The organism is Bacteroides sp. FSHCM14E1 (assembly GCF_019633785.1).
In the GTDB taxonomy this organism is placed as follows: domain Bacteria; phylum Bacteroidota; class Bacteroidia; order Bacteroidales; family Bacteroidaceae; genus Bacteroides; species Bacteroides hominis.
This window is the reverse complement of the sequence record NZ_JADKYL010000012.1, coordinates 107,654-127,494: the sequence shown is the minus strand read 5'-3', so window position 1 is coordinate 127,494 and position 19,841 is coordinate 107,654. Positions and strand designations below refer to the sequence as shown.

General features: G+C 45.5%; 14 protein-coding genes. 5 read left to right on the top strand and 9 right to left on the bottom strand.

Annotation, left to right across the window (positions count from 1 at the left end):
* Positions 1-12 precede the first annotated feature (12 nt).
* The 6 genes from ISX59_RS17055 to ISX59_RS17030 all read right to left on the bottom strand — a co-directional run bounded on the left by ISX59_RS17055 (position 13) and on the right by ISX59_RS17030 (position 7,857).
* Positions 13-2,310 (bottom strand): TonB-dependent receptor domain-containing protein, encoded by a 2,298-nt coding sequence (locus tag ISX59_RS17055; RefSeq protein ID WP_080715493.1) that lies wholly within the window; start codon positions 2,308-2,310, stop codon positions 13-15.
* On the bottom strand, positions 2,310-3,692 hold the full coding sequence (locus tag ISX59_RS17050; RefSeq protein WP_005811550.1) for an aldo/keto reductase: 1,383 nt from the start codon (positions 3,690-3,692) through the stop codon (positions 2,310-2,312). The genes ISX59_RS17055 and ISX59_RS17050 overlap by 1 nt, the downstream gene beginning before the upstream one ends.
* Before the next feature lie 22 nt (positions 3,693-3,714).
* A complete protein-coding gene (locus tag ISX59_RS17045) occupies positions 3,715-5,220 on the bottom strand; it encodes a 4Fe-4S binding protein (protein WP_032531585.1) in 1,506 nt (501 codons plus the stop codon).
* Between the two features lie 23 nt (positions 5,221-5,243).
* Positions 5,244-5,999 carry a LytTR family DNA-binding domain-containing protein gene (locus ISX59_RS17040; RefSeq protein ID WP_032531584.1) on the bottom strand — a complete coding sequence of 252 codons (756 nt, stop codon included), beginning with the start codon at positions 5,997-5,999 and terminating at the stop codon, positions 5,244-5,246.
* Between the two features lie 8 nt (positions 6,000-6,007).
* Complete coding sequence (locus ISX59_RS17035; protein WP_032531583.1) at positions 6,008-7,030, bottom strand: sensor histidine kinase; 1,023 nt, start codon at positions 7,028-7,030, stop codon at positions 6,008-6,010.
* A 266-nt stretch (positions 7,031-7,296) separates the two neighbouring features.
* Positions 7,297-7,857 (bottom strand): NUDIX hydrolase, encoded by a 561-nt coding sequence (locus ISX59_RS17030; RefSeq protein WP_005811532.1) that lies wholly within the window; start codon positions 7,855-7,857, stop codon positions 7,297-7,299.
* A 126-nt stretch (positions 7,858-7,983) separates the two neighbouring features.
* On the opposite strand from ISX59_RS17030, the gene ISX59_RS17025 reads away from it, so the two are divergent.
* Both ISX59_RS17025 and ISX59_RS17020 read left to right on the top strand, forming a co-directional pair.
* Complete coding sequence (locus tag ISX59_RS17025) at positions 7,984-10,509, top strand: alpha/beta fold hydrolase (protein ID WP_220576086.1); 2,526 nt, start codon at positions 7,984-7,986, stop codon at positions 10,507-10,509.
* Between the two features lie 394 nt (positions 10,510-10,903).
* A complete protein-coding gene (locus tag ISX59_RS17020) occupies positions 10,904-11,395 on the top strand; it encodes a hypothetical protein (protein ID WP_005782123.1) in 492 nt (163 codons plus the stop codon).
* 86 nt (positions 11,396-11,481) lie between these two features.
* Here the strand turns inward: ISX59_RS17020 and ISX59_RS17015 are convergent, their stop codons facing one another.
* Entirely contained in the window at positions 11,482-12,102 is a 621-nt protein-coding gene (locus ISX59_RS17015; protein WP_032539192.1) for an HU family DNA-binding protein, read from the bottom strand.
* Positions 12,103-12,431: 329 nt separating this feature from the next.
* Between ISX59_RS17015 and ISX59_RS17010 the strand changes: the two genes are divergently transcribed.
* The gene (locus ISX59_RS17010; protein ID WP_220576085.1) at positions 12,432-14,513 is read left to right on the top strand and encodes a VapE domain-containing protein; all 2,082 of its coding nucleotides are present in this window, start codon (positions 12,432-12,434) and stop codon (positions 14,511-14,513) included.
* A gap of 7 nt (positions 14,514-14,520) precedes the next feature.
* On the opposite strand, the gene ISX59_RS17005 is transcribed toward ISX59_RS17010, so the two are convergent.
* Both ISX59_RS17005 and ISX59_RS17000 read right to left on the bottom strand, forming a co-directional pair.
* A complete protein-coding gene (locus ISX59_RS17005) occupies positions 14,521-16,659 on the bottom strand; it encodes a glycoside hydrolase family 172 protein (protein ID WP_050550157.1) in 2,139 nt (712 codons plus the stop codon).
* A gap of 151 nt (positions 16,660-16,810) precedes the next feature.
* On the bottom strand, positions 16,811-17,770 hold the full coding sequence (locus ISX59_RS17000) for a FimB/Mfa2 family fimbrial subunit (protein ID WP_005811517.1): 960 nt from the start codon (positions 17,768-17,770) through the stop codon (positions 16,811-16,813).
* Positions 17,771-18,560: 790 nt separating this feature from the next.
* Here ISX59_RS17000 and ISX59_RS16995 point away from each other — a divergent pair.
* On the top strand, positions 18,561-19,190 hold the full coding sequence (locus ISX59_RS16995) for a hypothetical protein (protein ID WP_032538263.1): 630 nt from the start codon (positions 18,561-18,563) through the stop codon (positions 19,188-19,190).
* Positions 19,191-19,238: 48 nt separating this feature from the next.
* Entirely contained in the window at positions 19,239-19,802 is a 564-nt protein-coding gene (locus ISX59_RS16990; RefSeq protein ID WP_005782133.1) for a cob(I)yrinic acid a,c-diamide adenosyltransferase, read from the top strand.
* Positions 19,803-19,841: the final 39 nt, after the last annotated feature.

Below are 19,841 nucleotides of genomic sequence, written 5' to 3'. Positions count from 1 at the left end.
ATGATATGATAATTAAAAGTTAATGTTGATTCCTCCCATAAATGTAGCTTTCGGCATAGGGTAACCGGCATTTATTTCATAACGTTGCGCCAGCAGATTCTCTCCTTTTACAAACAGGCCGGCGATGGAGCAGATACGATAATTACCTCGAAGATTCCATAGAAGAAAGTTTTCTTTCTTTTCTTCAGGGCTCACTACAGTATAAAGTCCTGCCACATATTGTATTCCGGTGGAGAAATTCCATTTGCCTTTTGTGTAATCAATTCCTGCATATAATTTATGTTCCGGTGCGGCAACCAGAGGGTGTTCCATATGAAGCCAGCTGTAGTTAGCAGTCAGGTTCCATGTAGGATGGATGTGGTACGCTATACTGGCTTCTGCTCCCCAGTTCTCTATTTTACCGGTGCTTACGTTCAGCGGACGTCCGTCTGTGCGGATAGTCTGGATCATATTGTCACCATTGATATAAAAGAGGTTAACCCCATAATAAAACGTTTGATCGAACAGTCGTTGAGAATAAGACAATTCGTAATTCCATAACCGTTCCGGCAATAAATCGGGATTGGCAGGGCGGAACATATATAGTTCGCGGATTGTAGGGTTGCGGAATCCTTTACTGGCCATAGCTTTCAAGCTTGCGTTGTGTGGCAACTGTACCGACAAGCCGACTTGTGGTATCCATTCTGTTCCGGAGACAGTGTGATGATCTGCACGGATCCCTGCGTCTATTGTCAGATGACTACCGATTGCCTGACGGAAATCAACGTATCCCGCAATTTCATTTTCCGATTTATCCGAGATATTTTCTTTATGGCGGTCTGTAATGAAGCGATTCCATGCTTCACCGCCAAACCGCATATAGTCTAATCCTACAGTCAGCCGGTTACCCGTAAATAAAGAAGTACTCTGGTACCAGGAAATTCCCGTCATCCGGTCTTTAGAGTTGAAACGGTAGTCCAGTGGTTCTTCGCCTGTACCGTATCCGTCATTAATGTGATGTTTACCCCAATTATAAAAAAACTTGAGTGCCCCCGATGTATGTTCATACTTATTCTCCAAAGCAAATGAAGTCATGCCACGTGTAATGCGTGAATCGTTATCGAAAACCGGAGTGCTGACTGTTCCCGGATTAGAGGCATTGAAATGCGTCAGGTTCAGATCTGCGGATATGTTCCATGTGCGGTTCAATTCATAGCCCAGCCTTGTATATCCGCCGTATTGCTCAAACTCCATATCGGGGCGATGTCCGTCTGTCCGGTTGTAAGAACCGGTGATAACACTGCTGAAACGTCCTTTTTTTACTTGGTTGGTAACTTCGGTCGTCCATGTATTATATGAGCCATATCCCAGCCGGGCTCCCGTTTTCACTCCGTTTTCCCGCTGCTGACGGGTCACGATGTTGATTACTCCGCCCATTGCATTCGAACCATAAAGTACGGATGCAGGGCCACGTACTACTTCCACTTTTTCAGCCAGCATCGATTGATAAGCGTCGGCAATAGGATGCCCCATTAGCCCCATGTACTGTGGATGTCCGTCAATCAATACTAATAATCCTGTAGTGGGGCTGCCTCCGATGCCACGCAGGCTGATACCACCTGCCGCACCGTTCGACACGCCATACCCCATGATGCCACGGCTGGTTGTGAATAACCCCGGGATCTGTTCTGTCAACATGGGGAGTAAAGAAGGCTCTAAACGTTTCTCTATGGTTTCGCGGTTCAGGACTGAAACAGTCATAGGCAGATGGCGGATGTCAGTTTCATTTCGTGTGCCGGTGACTACTACCCCGTCTATCTCGTAATTCTGTGTCGTGTGGGTCGTGTCTCTCCGGACTTGTGCCTCTAAAGAGGTACTTAGAAAAGTACAGGCAAACAGGATGCCAAGCAGATTTTTCTTCATCCTCATTTTGGAGAGGAAATTCTCAATGATCCGGAATATTTCTTCTAAAGAACTGATTTCATGGCAAGCTGTTTCCAGCGGACACCATCCGCTTTTGTCCCGATTCTCAATGAAAGGCACCAATCGGATATAAGTAACCTCAACATTGGCATCATGCAGGAGTGTAAGTGCGGGTTGGCTGATGACATCTGCATATACCCGGCGGATTCCTCCCAGAACCATTAGTCCTGCGGCAGCTTTCCCAATCACCTTGTCGGCAATGCAGGCTCCTTTCATGAAAGAGGGTTCTTGCCGGAACAGATCGTATAAATCGGCTACGCCCCGTTGAGTGAAGGTGCGTATTTCCGCTCCGTTCCCGATCACACAGGAATAGCCTCCGGAGTGGAGTAGATCGATTATCTTTTCCATTATAGCGTTTCCTGTTTGAGTTGTTCTACAAAATGATCGATACGGTGCAGTTCGTCCGGAATCCGGATAGACTGCGGACAATGTGAGGTGCATTGGTTGCAGCCAATACAATGGCTGGCTTGCCGTAGTTTGGGTACACTGCGGTCATAGCCTATCAGGAAAGCGCGCCGTGCTTCTTTATAGTTTTCGCTTGTCCGGCTTTGCGGAATATTCCCTTCGTTTACGCACTTGTTGTAATGAACGAGGATGGCAGGAATATCGATGCCGTATGGGCAGGGCATGCAATATTTGCAGTCATTGCATGGGATGGTAGGATATTGCATCATAAGTTGTGCAGTCTCTTCCAGATATTCCTTGTCGTCATCGGTCAGAGGAACCAGTGGTGAATAAGTACGGATGTTATCTTGCAAGTGCTCCATGTAGGTCATACCGCTCAATACAGTCAGTACCAGTTCCGGTGAACCGGCAAAGCGGAAAGCCCACGATGCTATGCTGTCTTCAGGACGTCGCTGTTTCAGTCGTCCCACGATGTGTTCAGGGACATTTGACAGGCGCCCGCCCAACAGTGGTTCCATGATGACAGCGGCAATGTTTCGTTTGGCCAGTTCTCCGTAAAGATATTCCGCATTGACATTGTTTCCTGTAGCGTGGCGCCAGTCCATATAGTTGAGTTGAATTTGTACAAAATCCCATTTCACCGTATCATGCATGGCGAGTACCTGGTCGAAAACCTCGACATCACCATGAAATGACCAGCCGAGGTGCCGGATACGCCCGGCTTCACGTTCTTTGAGAAGGAAGTCAAGCATGCCGTTATCGATATATCGTTCGTTGAACACTTTCATTCCGCCGCCACCGATGGCGTGCAGCAGATAATAATCAAAGTACTCTACCTGCATATCCTCAAACGACTGGTGATACATAGCCAGTGAGTTTTCACGTGAGAAGTTTGAAAAATTCGATAGTTTGGTTGCTATGTACAGTTTTTCACGCGGATGCCTTTTGAGGGCAATTCCTGTTGCTTTTTCCGACCAGCCCTGTACATATACGGGCGATGTATCGAAATAGTTTACTCCGTGGGCGATAGCATAATCTACCAGTTCATTGACGGCTTCCTGGTTGATAAGGTCTCCTTTCCCTTCCGGTGAAGGGATTGTAGGCCAGCGCATGCAGCCATACCCCAGGAGAGAAACTTTATCTTTGATTCCGCCTACTGAGCGATAGGTCATTTTATCTGTGGGGACAGGAGAAGAGGCACTCCGTCCCTGACCGGCTTTATCTCCGGAGCCGCAACCATAAAGAGCGGCAGTTGTTGTAGCGGCGCTGATACCCACAATTTTGAGGAATCCTCTTCGGTCTATATGCTTATTCTGTTTTTCCATATGTTTCTACTTTTGGGATGTGTTATATGATACGGTGTCTTTCGTGACCTTCTACATAGATGGCACTGAACGGGCGTGCCGGGCAAAGATTTTCACATGCTCCGCAACCGATGCAACGTTCGGTATTGATTGCCGGTATTTTGGGGGAGTCTGTTTGGTCCGGTATGGATAGAATCATCTGAATGGCTCCTGTCGGACAATGACGGGCACAATTGCCACATTCCACCCCGTCAGTCAGTGGTACGCAGTTCGCTTTTACCCAGACCGCATGCCCGATTTGAGTCGAAGACTTGTCGGCCACCGTGATAGGGCGGATTGCTCCTGCCGGACATACCTGGGAACAATCGTTACACTCCGGACGACAATAGCCGCGTTCGTACGACATTTCGGGCTGCATCAGGTTCATCAGTTTCGTGGAAGGACGCAATACCTGATTGGGGCAGGCTGATACACACAGTTGGCAGGCCGTGCAATGTGCAGACATATTACGCGCACTCAACGAACCGGGAGGTGTGATGGGTGTCTGCCGATTGGGTATTTTCTTATCTTCTATGGTGGCGAGTCCGCCATCTACTTTTTTCTCCTGTGCTTTGAGTGCCGATGTTGCGGCTACCATTGTCGTTACGGTCAGGAAGTTGCGGCGTGCTTCATTTACTTGGCCGGATGAGGCCAGAGGAGCATTCTGCTTCACTTGTGTTGATCCTGTTTTGCTTGTTCGTAATTGGTAACTGAGCGCTTTCTGCTTGCATTTGCCAAGGCAGTCCATGCAAGCCACACAACGGCTGTAGTCTATCGTATGTTCTTTGGAGTTGATGCATGCCGCTTTGCAATGGCGTGCACACAGTCCGCACCCGTTACATTTATCCGTATCAATCGTGACGCGGAATAAAGAATAGCGTGAAAGAAATCCCAGTACTGTCCCCACAGGGCAGATGGTATTACAGTAGGTACGCCCGTTTCGCCATGCCAGCAGAATCAGGATAACGAAAGTCGCTGCAGCGATGATAAATGTCGGCAGACTTTTCATCCAGACTTCGACGTCATAAAATGCATAACTGTCGATTCGTTCCGCCAGATGAGCAAACAGGTTGTTTCCCCATAACCAGATGGGTTGGAACAGGTTGTTTGCAATACGTCCGTAAGCACTATACGGAGCAAACAAAGTTGCGATGAAACTAACTCCTGCTATCAGAGTAATGATGAATATAGCCAATGCCCCGTAGCGTAGTGAAGAGAGTGCCGGAGAATAGGAGTAAGGCAACTTTTTCCGTCTTTTCCCAACCCAGGCTGCCACATCCTGGAATACTCCGAGCGGACAAATCACCGAACAGTAGATTCGTCCGAATACGGCTGTCAGAATTATTAAAAAGGCTACTACCCCTATGTTCAATGCCAGTATCGCAGGAAGGAACTGGATTTTTGCCAGCCAGCCGAACCAACCGTGCAGTGTTCCGGTGAAATCAAGGAACAGCAGGGTGATCAGTGTCAGGCAGATGATGCCACATGTTAGTCTGATTTTTCGTATCATTGCGTTTGTTTTTATTGAGTTTGTTATTTATCGTTTACAAGCCACGTCTTAAATTCCGATGCTTTGTTTTTGCTGACATAAACACGTTCCGGCACTTCGGTATCGAGTGTGATAAGCAGTCGGCTGTCAAACCAGATAGTTATATCCGTTACGCTGTCTCTGGCTATGACAAACTGTTTGTTAGCCCGGATAAAGTCTGTCGGATTGAGTGAGGAGACGATCTGTTCCAAGGTCTTGGAATAAGGATAACAGTTGCCGTCCTTCAGGCGTACATATGTGTTTTTACCGGTTGCGTAGAAATAAGAAATCTCTTTTATGCTCACCGGGAGCAGTTTGTCTTTATGTGCAATCAATAGTTTGTCTTTGTACTTGGGTGCGGGTTTCAGCTGCGTCAGTTGTGCCAAATATTGCAAAAGGTCCTGTCGGGTCAGTTTGCTGTATTTTTCCAGTGCGTGTTCTACATCCTCCACCTTGACAGGTTTCAGTAAATAGTCTATGCTGTTCACTTTAAAAGCTTCGATGGCATATCGGTCATAAGCCGTTGTAAATATAATAGGAGTCTCCAGCTTTATTCTGTCGAAAATGGCAAAGGCCGATCCGTCTGATAAATGAATATCCATGAATATCAGATCCGGAGCCGGATTTGACTGCAACCATCCGACAGTCTGCGTGACACTTTCTGTATTGGCCATGACCCGGATATCGGGGGCTACCTCCGCGAGGATATCCGTCAGGTTTTCATAGGCAGCGGTTTCGTCTTCTACAATCAGTACTTTCATAACAACTACTATATTAGAGGTAGATATACCCGGAATGTCTCTTCGTCAGATTCCACCCGGATTTGCTTATTCATTAACAGATTGAATCGATTTTCCAAGTTACTTAGTCCGGTTCCGTTTGTGTCGGGCGGGGATAGCTTAGGGTAAATGGGATTGGACACCACCAGTTCAGATTGTTCGTTCAGCCGGATGGAGATCTCCATCTTGTGTTCGCTGTCTATCCGGTTGTGTACGGTGACGTTATCGACTAACGGAAGTAGTGAGAGTACAGGCAGTGTCAGCAAATCTTTTTGCCTTTCGGCTACGTCGATGGCAAAAACCAGTTTATTGGCAAAACGTACCTCCATTACGTATTGGAAAGATTGGATGAACTCCAGTTCTTCTCTCAGCGTGACGAGCCCTTTCCGGTCGCTTTGCAAGATGTACCGGAAGATATCAGATAGCTGATTGACGTACATCAGCGTGTTTTCATCATTCTTTTTTCGTATTAATGAAGATATTCCGTTCAGTGAGTTAAAGAAGAAATGCGGGTTTACCTGATTGGCCAGTGCGTCACAACGACTTTGTAAGTTCTCAAAACGAAGACGTTCTATTTCCTGCTCTTTTTCTCTCTGCCGGGTATAAAGCATGGAGATGTATCCTACCAATGTGCATAAAAAGCAGAGCGTGAAGAACTGGGAGATTAAAGTGCTTCCCAGAAAATCCGTATGGAAACCATGCGAAGAGATGGTGTACGAAACGGATGCGAAGAACAGATAACCGGTCAGTGCAAACAGGAAGTTGTGAGTCAGGCGTTTCCGGAATAGCGCTGTCGGGATCTGCCGCAGATTGTAGTTTATCAGGAAACCGATCATCCCCCAAAAGAAAAGGAAGCGATATATAAAATAAGAAAAGAAACCAAGGTAGTCCGATGGCTTCAAAGAGTTTAGCTCCCACGGAGTGCAGGCTATATTGGGGTATATGATAAAAACCGCACTGATCAGGCTGACCAGCGGAAGGTTTCGGGATATATATTTATCAAAGGAATCCATGATGCTCTTCTTTCTCACTGCAAAGAAAAGCAAAATAATGATTCCTTATTTGTTATGTCATGTCAAAACGAAAAAAGAGGCATAAAAGCGAAACTTTTTCATTTTTTCAGCATAAATACGATATAGTCTCTACACAAAATAAGAATGCAGAATGACAAAACCAGAGAAGCGATCAGCATAAATTCTTTCATAATGTTTGTTGGTTTTATAGGTTCTTTCCTATAAAGACAACACCCAATGAAAAATTCCCTACCCGGATAACTGTTTTATTTCATTTGTTTTTGTTCTGCTACGTATTTCCAGAGCGGTGCCGCATGTAATGCCTGTATGATTTGGTTGCTTTTCAGGAGTTCTTGTACCTCTTCAAAGGTGAGCAGATGCACTGTAAGTGACTCCGTATCTTCCAGATGTTGTATGTCTACTCGTTCTACATCCGTTGCCAGAAAGCAGTGAGTCAGATTGGTATGTGTGCTTGGATTGGCCGAAATCACCATATATTCCTGCCAGTTACCATTGCCGTATCCGGTTTCTTCCAGCAGTTCACGTTGTGCCGAAACAAGCGGTGATGCATCCTCTTTCTCGCATACACCCGCACAAAGTTCATATAGCTGTTTGCCGATTCCCGGTCGGAACTGGCGGACAAATACAAACTTTCCTTCTCTGGTGATGGCGATGGTGTTCACCCAGTCGGGATACTCAAGGATGTAGTACTCCGGGATATGATTGCCGTTAGGCAAAAGCATGTCGTCGCACCGTACGGTCAACCACGGGCGGCGAAATAGATATTTGCTGCTGACTACTTGCCAGGCTTCGTCTTTTGTTTCCATTGTTTTATTGATAGCGGTTGCTGGCAAAGGTAATTAGAATAATTGTCAGGAACAATTGTTTTCATACGTATCTTTTTGGGTTTAAAAACCGTTGTGTATCTTTGGGGCGGATAAACTAACAGAATAATGAAAAACGCAATTATCTCTTTATTCCTGCTTTTTATTACCGTACAATATGTAGCAGCACAAAAAAAGGTTATCAAAATAGCCTGTATCGGTAATAGTATCACATATGGTGTAGGTACACGTAATCCTGCTAAAGACAGCTATCCCGCTGTGCTGGGGCAGATGTTGGGCGACGGTTATGAGGTCCGGAACTTTGGAGTCAGTGCCCGCACCATGCTGATGAAAGGGGACAATCCCTATATGAAGGAAGAGCGCTATCGGCAAGCATTGGACTATAATCCCGATATTGTGACTATTAAATTGGGGACCAATGATACGAAACCTCAGAACTGGCGATATAAATCCGATTTTAAGAAAGATATGGAGACGATGATCCGAACGCTTCGGGCATTACCGTCGAAGCCGGAAATTTATTTATGTTATCCTATTCCCGCATACGCTGTCCAGTGGGGCATCAATGATAGTATCATTGTTCATGGAGTGATGCCGGTTATCAACCGGTTGGCTGCCAAATACGGATTGAAAGTAATCGATCTGCATACTCCGTTAACGGGGATGAAAGAGTGTTTTGCCGACAACGTACATCCCAACGAAAAAGCTGCTGTCCGTATTGCACAGGCCATTTACCGGCAACTGACCGGCGAGGAACCACCGGCACATGTTTCTCAACCCTTCCCGGGACTTAAAGGTAAATGGAAAGGGTTCGATCAATATACTTTTGCTTATCAGGATCGGGAGGCTATTGTTGTCTGCCCGAAACATGCGGCAACCGGCAATCCCTGGATCTGGCGTCCTGCTTTTTTCGGTGCTTTTGCTTCAGTTGATGAAGAATTGTTGAGGCGTGGTTTTCATGTGGCATATTATGATCTGACTCATCTTTATGGAAGTCCCCGTGCCCGGAAGTCCGGTACTGATTTTTATTGGAATATGGTACGTATGTATGGACTATCTCCCAAAGTAACGCTTGAGGGTTTCAGTCGTGGAGGTCTGTTTGCTTATAATTGGGCGGCCGATCATCCGGATAAAGTGGCCTGTATCTATGTGGACGCTCCGGTTTGTAACGTATTCAGTTGGCCGGGACGTTCGCCTGAGAATGCCGGACTATGGAAAGGTCTGTTAGAGGAATGGGGGCTGACGGATGATCAGATGAATTCATTTTCCGGTAATCCGATTGACCGGCTGAAACCTTTGGCGGATGCGAGGATTCCGGTGATCTGTGTATGTGGAGACAGTGACAAGGTAGTGCCGTTTTCAGAGAACTCGGCTATTGTCCGCCAACGATATACAGCCATGGGGGCTCCATTCGAACTTATCTTGAAACCAGGAGTGGATCATCATCCGCATAGTTTGTCAGATCCTGCTCCGGTGGTCGACTTTATTATCCGCCATCAGCCGGGTTATGAAGCCAAACAATGCTATACATTAAGAGGGGACTATCGTAACTCGTATCAGATGTTTGAGAAAGAACGTGTTGGTACGGTTGCTTTTCTGGGAGGTTCCATCACAGAAATGAAGGGATGGAGGGATATGATTTGTGAAGATTTGAAGCAGCGTTTCCCTTATACAAAGTTTACCTTTATCGATGCCGGGATTCCTTCTACGGGCAGTACGCCCGGAGCATTCCGCTTGGCGGACGATGTGTTGTCCAAGGCCAAAGTCGATCTGCTTTTTGTGGAAGCGGCGGTGAACGATGATACCAACGGCTTTAATGCCATTGAGCAGGTAAGAGGAATGGAAGGTATCGTACGCCATGCTTTGCTTTCCAATCCGTCTATGGATATCATGATGCTGCATTTTATCTACGATCCTTTCATCCCGAAACTGGACGGAGGTCAGATGCCCGATGTGATTCTGAATCACGAACGGGTGGCGAACCATTATCTGGTCCCTTCCGTCAACCTCGCTACAGAAATCGCCGCCCGTATGCGGGAAGGTGAATTCAATTGGGAACAGTTTGGCGGTACGCATCCCAAACCTTTGGGGCATGCTTATTATGTGGCTACGATAAATAAGGTGCTCGATGAAATGTATGCTTCTTGTGTTGCTGCCGGAACTGCCGTCAAGCCTCATGTGCTTCCTGCCGTGCCGCTAGACGGATATAGTTATACAAATGGCAAGTTGGTCGACATCCGGCAAGCTCATATAAATAAAGGCTGGCAGTTAGTCCCTTCGTGGACTCCGCGCCTTATTGCCGAAACGCGTCCGGGCTTTGTCGATGTGCCCATGCTTGAAACCGATCGTCCCGGAGCGAAACTGACACTCGACTTTGAAGGGACGGCTGTCGGTATCTTCTGTGTAAGTGGTCCGGCTGCCGGGATTCTGGAATATAGTATTGACGGTGCTACGTTTAAAAAGTTGGATACGTTTACGGCTTGGAGCGGCGGACTGTATATTCCTTGGGTATATATGTTCGATACGGAGTTGCCGAAAGGCAAACATCGTCTGATGCTCAGGATGTCAAAAGATCATCATCCGCAAAGTAAGGGTACGGCCTGCCGGATCAGACAGTTTGTGGTAAATGAATAGAATGAATGGTAAAGTTGGATTGCGTTTGATTGAACATATCCTGCCATCCGCATAATCTTCTTGCAGATAGATAAATGCTTTTCTGAAAAACATTCATTATTGTTTGTTGTTTTGTTCAGAAAAAACGTATCTTTGCAGTAGAACTATGGTTGGCATAAACATTTTTATGCCCATAAATACGCAGTTCTCTTCGGTGGATTAAAATGTAGCGATTTATAAGACACACCGGATGAGTGCAGCCTGTATCTGTATTGGTACGGGCTTACTTATCCATGTGTCGGGGTGCCGCTACATACCTAATCCATTGGATGAGTAATGCCCCGTACCTTTTCATATAATCACATTCAAGAAACCGTGCAGGGTAGATTATTTTAACTTTAATCTTTTTCCCTGTATGGCTAATTGGATTACTCTACGGCAAGCTGCCGAAAAATACGAGACTACGGTAAAAGATGTTCTCTCTTGGTCGGAACTTCCTGAAATTACTTTCACTTACGTAAACTACACTTTGTTATTGAATGATGACAGCGTGTGTGATTTTATTAAATTGCATAGCCTTCCGGCTGAAGCAGGAAAAGACTACGGTTGTGCCATCACCTTTGAAAATGTCGAGATAATCGCGAAATTATATGCTAATGCATTAGAAAAGATCCGTTTGCTGGAAAAGCAAACCGAACTGCTGAATGAATGTGTTTCCAAACAGTCAAAACTCTTTGAATCGATAGAGGAGAGGCTTGCGGCAATGCTGGTCTCCATGGAAGATACTGAAATTCAGGATACAGACCCAATAAACGAGGAATCGAAGTTTGCCGCTTTCATGAAGAAAATCCTCCTCTCATACAAAAAATGCATTTCGATCTTCCATCTTCCACCTTTTAAAAGATAACTGTCTGATTCGTAGTAAACTAATAGGGTGGAAGATGCGGTTTTTTAGCCGTTTATCTTCCACCCTCATCTTCCATCTTCCACCCGCTAAATTTCCTCTTTGGAAGGCGATTTTTTGATAAATACCAGTAGGCTTCCTCGCCCTTTGGGTTTGATAATGCCCTGATCTACAAATCGGTGTAGATCTTCCAACGCTTTATTTTTCAGTCGTCCGGTCAGTCGGGTGTAGTCCGAACGGGTGATAAAAGCATTTTCATTTAGATACCTTTCCAGTCGAAAAAGCTTTTCTTCTTCGCTGAGCTGTGACGAGCTTCGTGAACCGTATTTGCCGGCACGTTCCACATAGCCCTTGGTATGTCTGCGAAACCACATCGAAGCCCTGAAATTAATGTTGTCGAAGTAAATGGATTGTGCGCGGATCTCTTTTTTATCTTTCACCGGATGCGTTGCCTTCAGGCTTGCCGAGAAATAGCCGATCTTGCCCAACTCCACATGGTATCCGTCCACCAGATATTTGGAGATTTTCTCTGTCAGGGCACAGAGCACTCCTTCCAGGTCGCCTACTGTGAAGGTGGAGGCTTCCGAAATTTCTTCAAGAATGGTGCGTGTCCGGATGGTTCCACTCGAAATGATGTGGGGATAAAGCTTGGGTTCCTCTCCGTTCTCTTTTTTAGAAGGAACTTCTCTGAAATCATAACGTGCTGCCATAATTTGTTTGGTTTTTAATTGTTGATAGTTATTTGTTTATTGGTTTTTCTTTCTTTGTTTTAGCCTTTTTCCTTTGTTTTTTACCTGAGCCCGCATCCCCGGGCTCATTAGCCTCGGTATGCAGGCCGGTCAGCCTGGGTATGCGGGCCCATGAGTCCCGCTGTCCGGGCTTGGATAATGCTCCTATAAAGATACATAATATTTATCGTGAAAACAAGTAATACTCCTCTTGTTTGTTATTAAATATAATTGATTTATTTGTGATGATCCGCTTGCTTTATCCGGTAAGAAAGAGTACCTTTACCACATTATAAAAAACCGGAAAAACCATGAAAATAACCCTGATCCGAAAGGAAGAAACTGTCGTAGCACAACGTACGGTGAAACTCGAAACTGTGTTGGAGAATATGAAAACCGAAACCAAAACCTGCCCCGTGAGTGCTTTACGTCGGACACTGAAGTTTTCGGGTGGAAGTGGACATGTCACGGCGGTGGACAAACTGCCCCGTATCCTTTTTTCGGTGGAACTGGGCAAGAGTAAAGAAATATCGGTGATGAAGGCTTATCATGGATTGGTACTTCTGAGTGTGAAGGGATTCACCGGAGTAGAAGAGGCTGCACGCTTGCGTGACAAGCTGTCCGGACTGCCTCAGACGATGATTGCTTTTGTCGGTTCAAGCGGGCGGAGTGTAAAGATACTCGTGCCTTTCCTACGTCCCGACGGTTCATTGCCCGTAACCGTAGAGGAAGCCGGATTTTTTCATGCTCATGCCTACCAGTGGGCGGTGAACTTTTACAGAGGGCAGCTTTTGGCGGAACACCGGGATGTTACGCTTGAGAATCCGGTGCCGGAACAGAGTTGCCGGTATTCATTCGATCCGGGGCTCTATTTCAATCCGGATGCCTACCCCATTCGCCTGGAGCAACCTTTGTCGATGCCCGGTGAAGTTACCTACCGCGAAACAGTGGAGGCGGAAACTGATCCTTTGCAGCGTATGATGCCCGGTTACGAACGGAGCGAAATTATCTCGACATTGTTTGAAACTTCACTGTATGAAGCTCTTAATACGGTAGGCTGCGACCGGGAGGAGGATTCTAAATCTTTGATCGTGGAACTGACCCGGAACTGTTTTCGTTCGGGAATCCCCGAAGAAGAGGTAGTGGGTTGGACGCTGATGCATTTCCGGGGTAAAGTGTCCGAAATACTGATACGTGAGACGGTTCACAATGTGTATGCCGTTGAGAAGCGATTCGGAAGTAATCCTTGCATTTCTCTCAAGCAGACCATGGCCATACGTACCGACGAGTTTATGGGCAGACGTTATGAGTTTCGCTATAACATACTGGCCGGAGTGGTGGAATATCGTGAACGAAAGACGTTTTGTTTCGATTTTCGTCCGGTGACGGACCGGGTGCTCAATACAATTGCGGTAAATGCTATCAGCGAAGGGCTTGAACTTTGGGACAGGGATGTGAAACGCTGGATTAACTCCGAACGTGTGCCGGTCTATTCACCTGTTACCGACTTTTTGTATGGCTTGCCCCGTTGGGATGGAAAAGACCGCATTCGGGCGTTAGCCCGCTACGTGCCTTGCGACAATTCGCATTGGCCCGACTTCTTCCATCGCTGGTTTCTCGCAATGGTGGCCCACTGGAAAGGAAATGACAAGCAGTATGCCAACTCCGTTTCACGCCTGTTGATCGGTTCGCAGGGATGCGGCAAATCCACTTATTGCCGCAATATCCTGCCGCCTGGTTTGAGAGCCTATTATACCGACAGCATTGACTTCAGCCGGAAACGCGATGCCGAGCTTTATCTCAACCGCTTCATGCTGATCAATATTGACGAGTTCGATCAGGTAAGTGTCAATCATCAAGGCTTCTTGAAACATATACTCCAGAAACCGGTGCTTAATGTGCGTAAGCCCAACGAGGCGGCTGTCCGCGAGTTGAAGCGTTATGCTTCGTTCATAGCGACCAGCAATCATAGCGATTTGCTTTCCGATCCTTCGGGAAGCCGCCGTTTTATCTGTATCAATATCACTGGCAGAATCCGTAATGATGCTGTCATCAACTATCCGCAACTCTATGCGCAGGCAGTGCGGGAGCTCCGTGACGGTGAGCGCTTTTATTTCTCTCCCGAGGAAGAGGCCATTTTGATGGAGAGCAATCAGGAATTTGAACTGCAAACTCCGGTTGAACAGCTCTTTCAACAGTATTTCCGCTCTGCCGGCGAGGGAGAAAAGTGTGAAACCCTGCTCGCAGTCGATATTTTAGGACGCATACAAAAGAAAAGCGGCTTTAAACTGTCGGCTACGAAGATAGTGCATTTTGGCAGAATACTTCGTAAACTGGGAGTGCCTTGCAGGAAAATGAAAAACGGGAATTTCTATTGTGTGGTGGAGTTGTAGATGTATTTTATTCAATCTGTATACAATCCAGTCCGAACAAAGTTCCTGTCGATAGCGGATTCCGTCCGATCAATTCTATCCGCAGGATAAATTTACCGTTTATGGGCTTGTGCATTCCCAGGCTTATGGCACCTGTCGGCTCGACTTTCTCGCTGTAACAGTCCAACTGCTTTCCGTTTTTGGGGTGATTTACATACAACCTTATATTGCCGTAGTCGGTTGCTTTGGTACAAAATAGATTCAAGCTGTATTCACGATCCTCAAAACCGGAGAATTCGAACTCGATGTAATCGCCTTCCTTACCGCCATGGCATACCAGATGGTCTTTTAAGTTCCATTTGCCCGGATGCCCGCTGAGTCTTTGTCTGTCATAACGCAGCCTTTCTGATTTGGAAGTTGGCTGGATTTGGCAAAAATCAATGGCATTTGGTATGTTGCAGACAGGAGATTGAGTAGGGGTAGGCAATAACCCTGCTTCTATTTCTTCTAAGCCGGAAGAGCCTGTGGCTTCGGAACCTAAGTCTCCGTACCAGAATACAGTCGAAGAGTAATCTACCGTCCCGTTTTCCCAACCTAACAATTCGAAATCGAACTTCAATTGCCGGTTGAAGGGAATGGCATCTAAGCATCTGACTCTGAAGAAGCTGTTGTAGCCATAAAAATTTCGCATATCCTGGCGGGGTTGCCCGGCAAATGGTGTCTGACTTTTAAAATAACCATCGAAACTGTAGTAGTCTTCAGTGCCTGTTCCGAAATGGGAAGGAAATGGTTCGTGATCTACGGTTATTTTTTCATCTCCTTCTCCATACCACTCTGCCGTATGGTTGAAAAGTGATAGCAGGTCTCCCCGATAAACTCCTCTGCCGGATATAGTGGCGAAATTCCAATCCATACATTTTTCGTGTTCCATCCAGGTGACGACGGGCAGACCACGTTCCTGCTTCCAGGCTGTATGGAAATAGAGAGACCGGTTGTCCCACTCATAGGGCTGTGAAACAATATCTGTTTGTATATCGGCTTTGTATGGAGAGAGGTTCAAGATCGTGATTTCACAATCTTGCTTATAGGGCATCAACCATTTGCTGCAGACAATCCCTTTGCCGTCGGAATAGAAGAAAAAACTCCTGGACGCAAAAGATCCCATGCCGGAGCCTGCAAAATCGGATAGTGGAGCCCATACGGTTTGTTTCCCGTCAAAGCTTATGGTTACGATCAGGCTACGCATCAATAGGGCAAAATCGTCTGTTCCGGGTTTCAGGTTTTTATCTGTTTTCACATTGAACTGAAGAAGGCTGATCGCTCTTTTTCCTGTGCGAAGGTTCAGCTTTTGCTTTTCACCTTTATTTAATGAAAAGCTCTGTTGATGGTTAAGTGAACCTTTGCCATAATCAGACTGGGGATCAAATCCCTTATCCATATTTTTATAGAGTGCGTCGGATGTTTTTTCTGCTAAAGCGGGTATGCGGTCTGCCACTTCCTGTGAGAAAGTTTCTACCGGAGTACCTGTGGGGTATTTGCGGTAATTGAACAAAAAGTGTCGGTTAGTCCGTTCGGGGGTAAGTTCCTCCATGGTCACTTTGCAGCCGTTGTTATAGGGGACAGGTAGATAAATCAGGCTGCCTCTGTTCCATTTGTTGTCCGGTTCGATTAACCCTTTCTTCAATCCTCGCACACCGAACTTCTGGAGATCATAAGAGGGCACCTCCCAGCCCGGTTCGTCTTTTCCGTCAAAATAGAAACGTAAGATTGTATTTATGCTGCCAAAGGTTGTGAGCCATATACGGGTAATGGCACCGGGACCTTTGTCCTCAAAAAGAACCTTTTCTTTCCGTCCGTTGCGTTCTTCGAGACGGATGAATCCTTCGCCGTCATCATTGGCAAACCAATTGGGCTGGTCAGGAGAAACGGACCTGCGATCGTAGCTGCTTTGCTGCATACTGCGATAGGGCAGGGCCGGATAGCGGCTCATTTCATCCCGTGAGGTCATCTCTTTCAGGAGAGTTTCTACTGTGATCTGATATTTTGTCTGTGCAAATGAACAGGTGCACAGAGCGGAGAAAAGTAAGGTGATCCCCCATCTCATTATTCCTGTTGTAAACTCAGGCTTCGGAGAAGATAATAAGAGTTGTTTCCATTTTGTGTCCATAATACGATTTTATTGATGGTAAGTAGCCGCAATATTAAGAAAGTATATCGGATGAGGCTATAATGAATCGTACCAAATCGTAGTACAGACGTTACATGAAGCATTCTTTTGGGGTTTTGCCGACTCATGGTGGGGTGAGCCGGCGTATTTATTATTCCAGTGTCGGTATGTCTATCGTTTCGTTTTCTTCTTGCCAGTTGTCGATGGTGAATCCTCCGGAAGTTTCTTCCGAGAAGATGTCACCTAAAGTCAGTGTGAGAGTCAACTTGTTATTAGCTTTTAACGGAGCGTTCAGCGGTTGCTGATAGGTTTTGGTATTTCCGTTCTTCAGTTTGATGATCAGTTTGAACATTGGTTTCGCAGATGAAGGAAAAAGCATGACCGTAGCATTGCTCATCTGCGTGCCGTCAGCTGACAGTACGAGTGGGAAGGCCACTGTCTTGGTTTGGTTTACCGGAGCGGCAGTATACACATTCAGTTTTTCGGCAATGCCTCCTATATGAACTTCCATGCTGGCAATGCTGGAACTGAGGATTCCATTGTTCTTGTTTTTTACGATTACTTTCAGACCTGCAACCACACGCTGCATGGCTGCGCTCAACTCTTCCGTACCAATATGTGCCGGTTTTACGGTATATACCAAATCGAATACCGGATAATAGGTGGTATCCGTCGAGATTCTCCGGAGCCCGAAGTATTGCTGGGAAAGATCGCCTCCGATAGTGATTTGGGGATCAATGACAACCGGATTGCTGTAAATGGGCTCTTCATATTTCGGGGTACCCCAATAAATCATGTTATAAGTACCTACCGGAAGTGAGAGTTCCCTGTTCTTATTTCCGTAAATTGCCCCATCTTGAAGATAGTACATTCCCGGGAATGGGGTCAGCTTGCCTTCTATGTAATTTCCATAATAAATGGCACTGCCAGCCTGGCAAGGATAGGCTTCTAATACACCGGTCATCGGACTTTGGGTATCGGATAAGGTGACACTCAGGTCGGGGGTGACCAGTCCTCCGTTATCTTCCTTACATGGCGCACACGAATTGTCATCCGAACAACTGTAGAATATTGCAGCCGTCAAGAGGGTCAGGAATATTAATTTCTTCATACTTAATGCTGTTTAGGTTTTTAGTCTTTGAATAACACACTATGAAGTATTTGGTTCTAAAAAGTTTAGGAAGAGTATCAATGGTAGGGAGAGTGGTAGGCAAAAAATATAGGGCTACTTTGTTGAGTAACCCTATCAATTGGATTGAAAAAATAGCATGACGTTGATCATGTCTTTATGTTTTGGTTATTATAAGCTGTCTATGGATACACAAAGGCTTTTGGGACTGTGTCAAAACTCTTTTTTACCACAGATTGCACAGATTATCACAGAATAAGAATGATGATAATTAATAACTTAAAAATCACTCTATGTTACTCTGTCTCCTCTGTGGTGAGTTTCGACACACCCTCATCACGAATGGAATGCGGTCTTTCTTCTAATGTACTGTAGTATCACGTCATTCTCTCTTTCTATCATAATAAATTAATGTTCAATTCATATTTAATAAGTTAGTTCCTAAAGAAAGTTTCGCTATCTAAATGGAATGGGTGGTCTATGACACCGATTAATAGCCCCTGATTTGCAAAATATATGTTTTCCATGTTTATCTTTTCATTAGTAATGCAAATATATTAAATAAAAGTCAACTTGTAATAAATGTGCTGATTAAATATTAATCGGTTTTTAGATCAGGATATTGTGCTAAGATATATAGTATATTCTTAGAACTGTGCTGAATAGATAGTTTGGATATGAGTTGAATCTATCAGAAGGTTTGGGTTGAAATTGTTCTGTTTTGATAAAAAGTATATCTTTGTGCGTTGAACGCGATATATTTCAATTTATTATGAACGGATTTCTACTGTTGAAACGCCCTTTTATCTGGCTGGCCCGCTTTCGTCACCGTTGTGGATATGGGGTTCATTCACCATTTGCTTTCGACTTGATAACCAACGTCATTTATGAGCGTACCCCTTACTATGCTTACAGTTTGCTGGAGACTGAACAAAAGAAAATGTCGGTAAATCCCGGCAGGAAGTGGAAGCATGAATCAAAGAAGGTGAACCGGTTATTGTTCCGGTTGGTCAACCGAATGCAACCTGCTACGATTGTAGATGCCGGAACGTTGTCGGTATCGTCTCTATATTTGCAGGCCGGACATGCTAAGGCGGGTTATCTGGGTGCTTCTGATTTGTCCGAACTCTTTTTAGAGAAAGATACACCTGTCGATTTTCTTTATTTGCACCATTACCGTAACCCGGAATTTGTAGAGAAAGTATTCGATATCTGTGCGTCGAGAACAACGGAACAAGGAGTTTTTGTGATTGCCGGTATCTGCTATACGAAAAAGATGAAAGCACTCTGGAAAAAGATACAGCAGGATGACCGGACGGGTGTTACATTCGACTTATATGATCTTGGAATCGTCTTTTTCGACCGTACGAAGATAAAACAGCACTATATCGTCAACTTCTGAATCCTTTTGTGTGTTAACCTTTACAGAAATAATAAACTTACTATCATTATGAAAAAGAGTCTTGTATATACAAAAACGGGTGATAAAGGAACAACGGGTCTGATAGGAGGAACCCGTGTGCCGAAAACCCACATCCGCCTTGAAGCGTATGGAACGGTCGATGAACTGAACTCGAATCTGGGATTACTGGCAACTTACCTGATGGACGAGCATGATTTGGATTTCGTACAGTCGGTGCAGGATAAACTGTTTGCCATTGGTTCGCATCTGGCCACTGACCAGGAGAAGATCCAACTGCACGATGTCAGTATTATTACCCCTGCCGATGTAGAAGCTATTGAACGTGAAATTGATGCTGCCGACGAAATTCTTCCGCCTTTACATTCCTTCATCATTCCGGGAGGAAGTCGTGGCTCGGCACTTTGCCACGTTTGCCGTACCGTTTGCCGGAGGGCGGAGCGGCGTATTCTTGCATTATCCGAAAGCTATACAATCTCTGCTGATTTGCTGGCTTATGTCAACCGGCTGTCTGATTATTTATTTGTCTTGTCTCGTAAAATGAATTTTAATGAGGGAAAAGACGAAATATTTTGGAATAATAGTTGCAAGTGAAATTTTTTATTATACTTTTGCCGAAAAATAGAGAGTAGG

Coding starts and splice junctions, on each gene's coding strand:
- ISX59_RS17050 (WP_005811550.1), bottom strand. CDS start 3,692: ATGGAAAAACAGAATAAGCATATAGACCGAAGAGGATTCCTCAAAATT.
- ISX59_RS16990 (WP_005782133.1), top strand. CDS start 19,239: ATGAAAAAGAGTCTTGTATATACAAAAACGGGTGATAAAGGAACAACG.
- ISX59_RS17055 (WP_080715493.1), bottom strand. CDS start 2,310: ATGGAAAAGATAATCGATCTACTCCACTCCGGAGGCTATTCCTGTGTG.
- ISX59_RS17005 (WP_050550157.1), bottom strand. CDS start 16,659: ATGGACACAAAATGGAAACAACTCTTATTATCTTCTCCGAAGCCTGAG.
- ISX59_RS17020 (WP_005782123.1), top strand. CDS start 10,904: ATGGCTAATTGGATTACTCTACGGCAAGCTGCCGAAAAATACGAGACT.
- ISX59_RS17035 (WP_032531583.1), bottom strand. CDS start 7,030: ATGGATTCCTTTGATAAATATATATCCCGAAACCTTCCGCTGGTCAGC.
- ISX59_RS17000 (WP_005811517.1), bottom strand. CDS start 17,770: ATGAAGAAATTAATATTCCTGACCCTCTTGACGGCTGCAATATTCTAC.
- ISX59_RS17030 (WP_005811532.1), bottom strand. CDS start 7,857: ATGGAAACAAAAGACGAAGCCTGGCAAGTAGTCAGCAGCAAATATCTA.
- ISX59_RS17025 (WP_220576086.1), top strand. CDS start 7,984: ATGAAAAACGCAATTATCTCTTTATTCCTGCTTTTTATTACCGTACAA.
- ISX59_RS17010 (WP_220576085.1), top strand. CDS start 12,432: ATGAAAATAACCCTGATCCGAAAGGAAGAAACTGTCGTAGCACAACGT.
- ISX59_RS17040 (WP_032531584.1), bottom strand. CDS start 5,999: ATGAAAGTACTGATTGTAGAAGACGAAACCGCTGCCTATGAAAACCTG.
- ISX59_RS16995 (WP_032538263.1), top strand. CDS start 18,561: ATGAACGGATTTCTACTGTTGAAACGCCCTTTTATCTGGCTGGCCCGC.
- ISX59_RS17045 (WP_032531585.1), bottom strand. CDS start 5,220: ATGATACGAAAAATCAGACTAACATGTGGCATCATCTGCCTGACACTG.
- ISX59_RS17015 (WP_032539192.1), bottom strand. CDS start 12,102: ATGGCAGCACGTTATGATTTCAGAGAAGTTCCTTCTAAAAAAGAGAAC.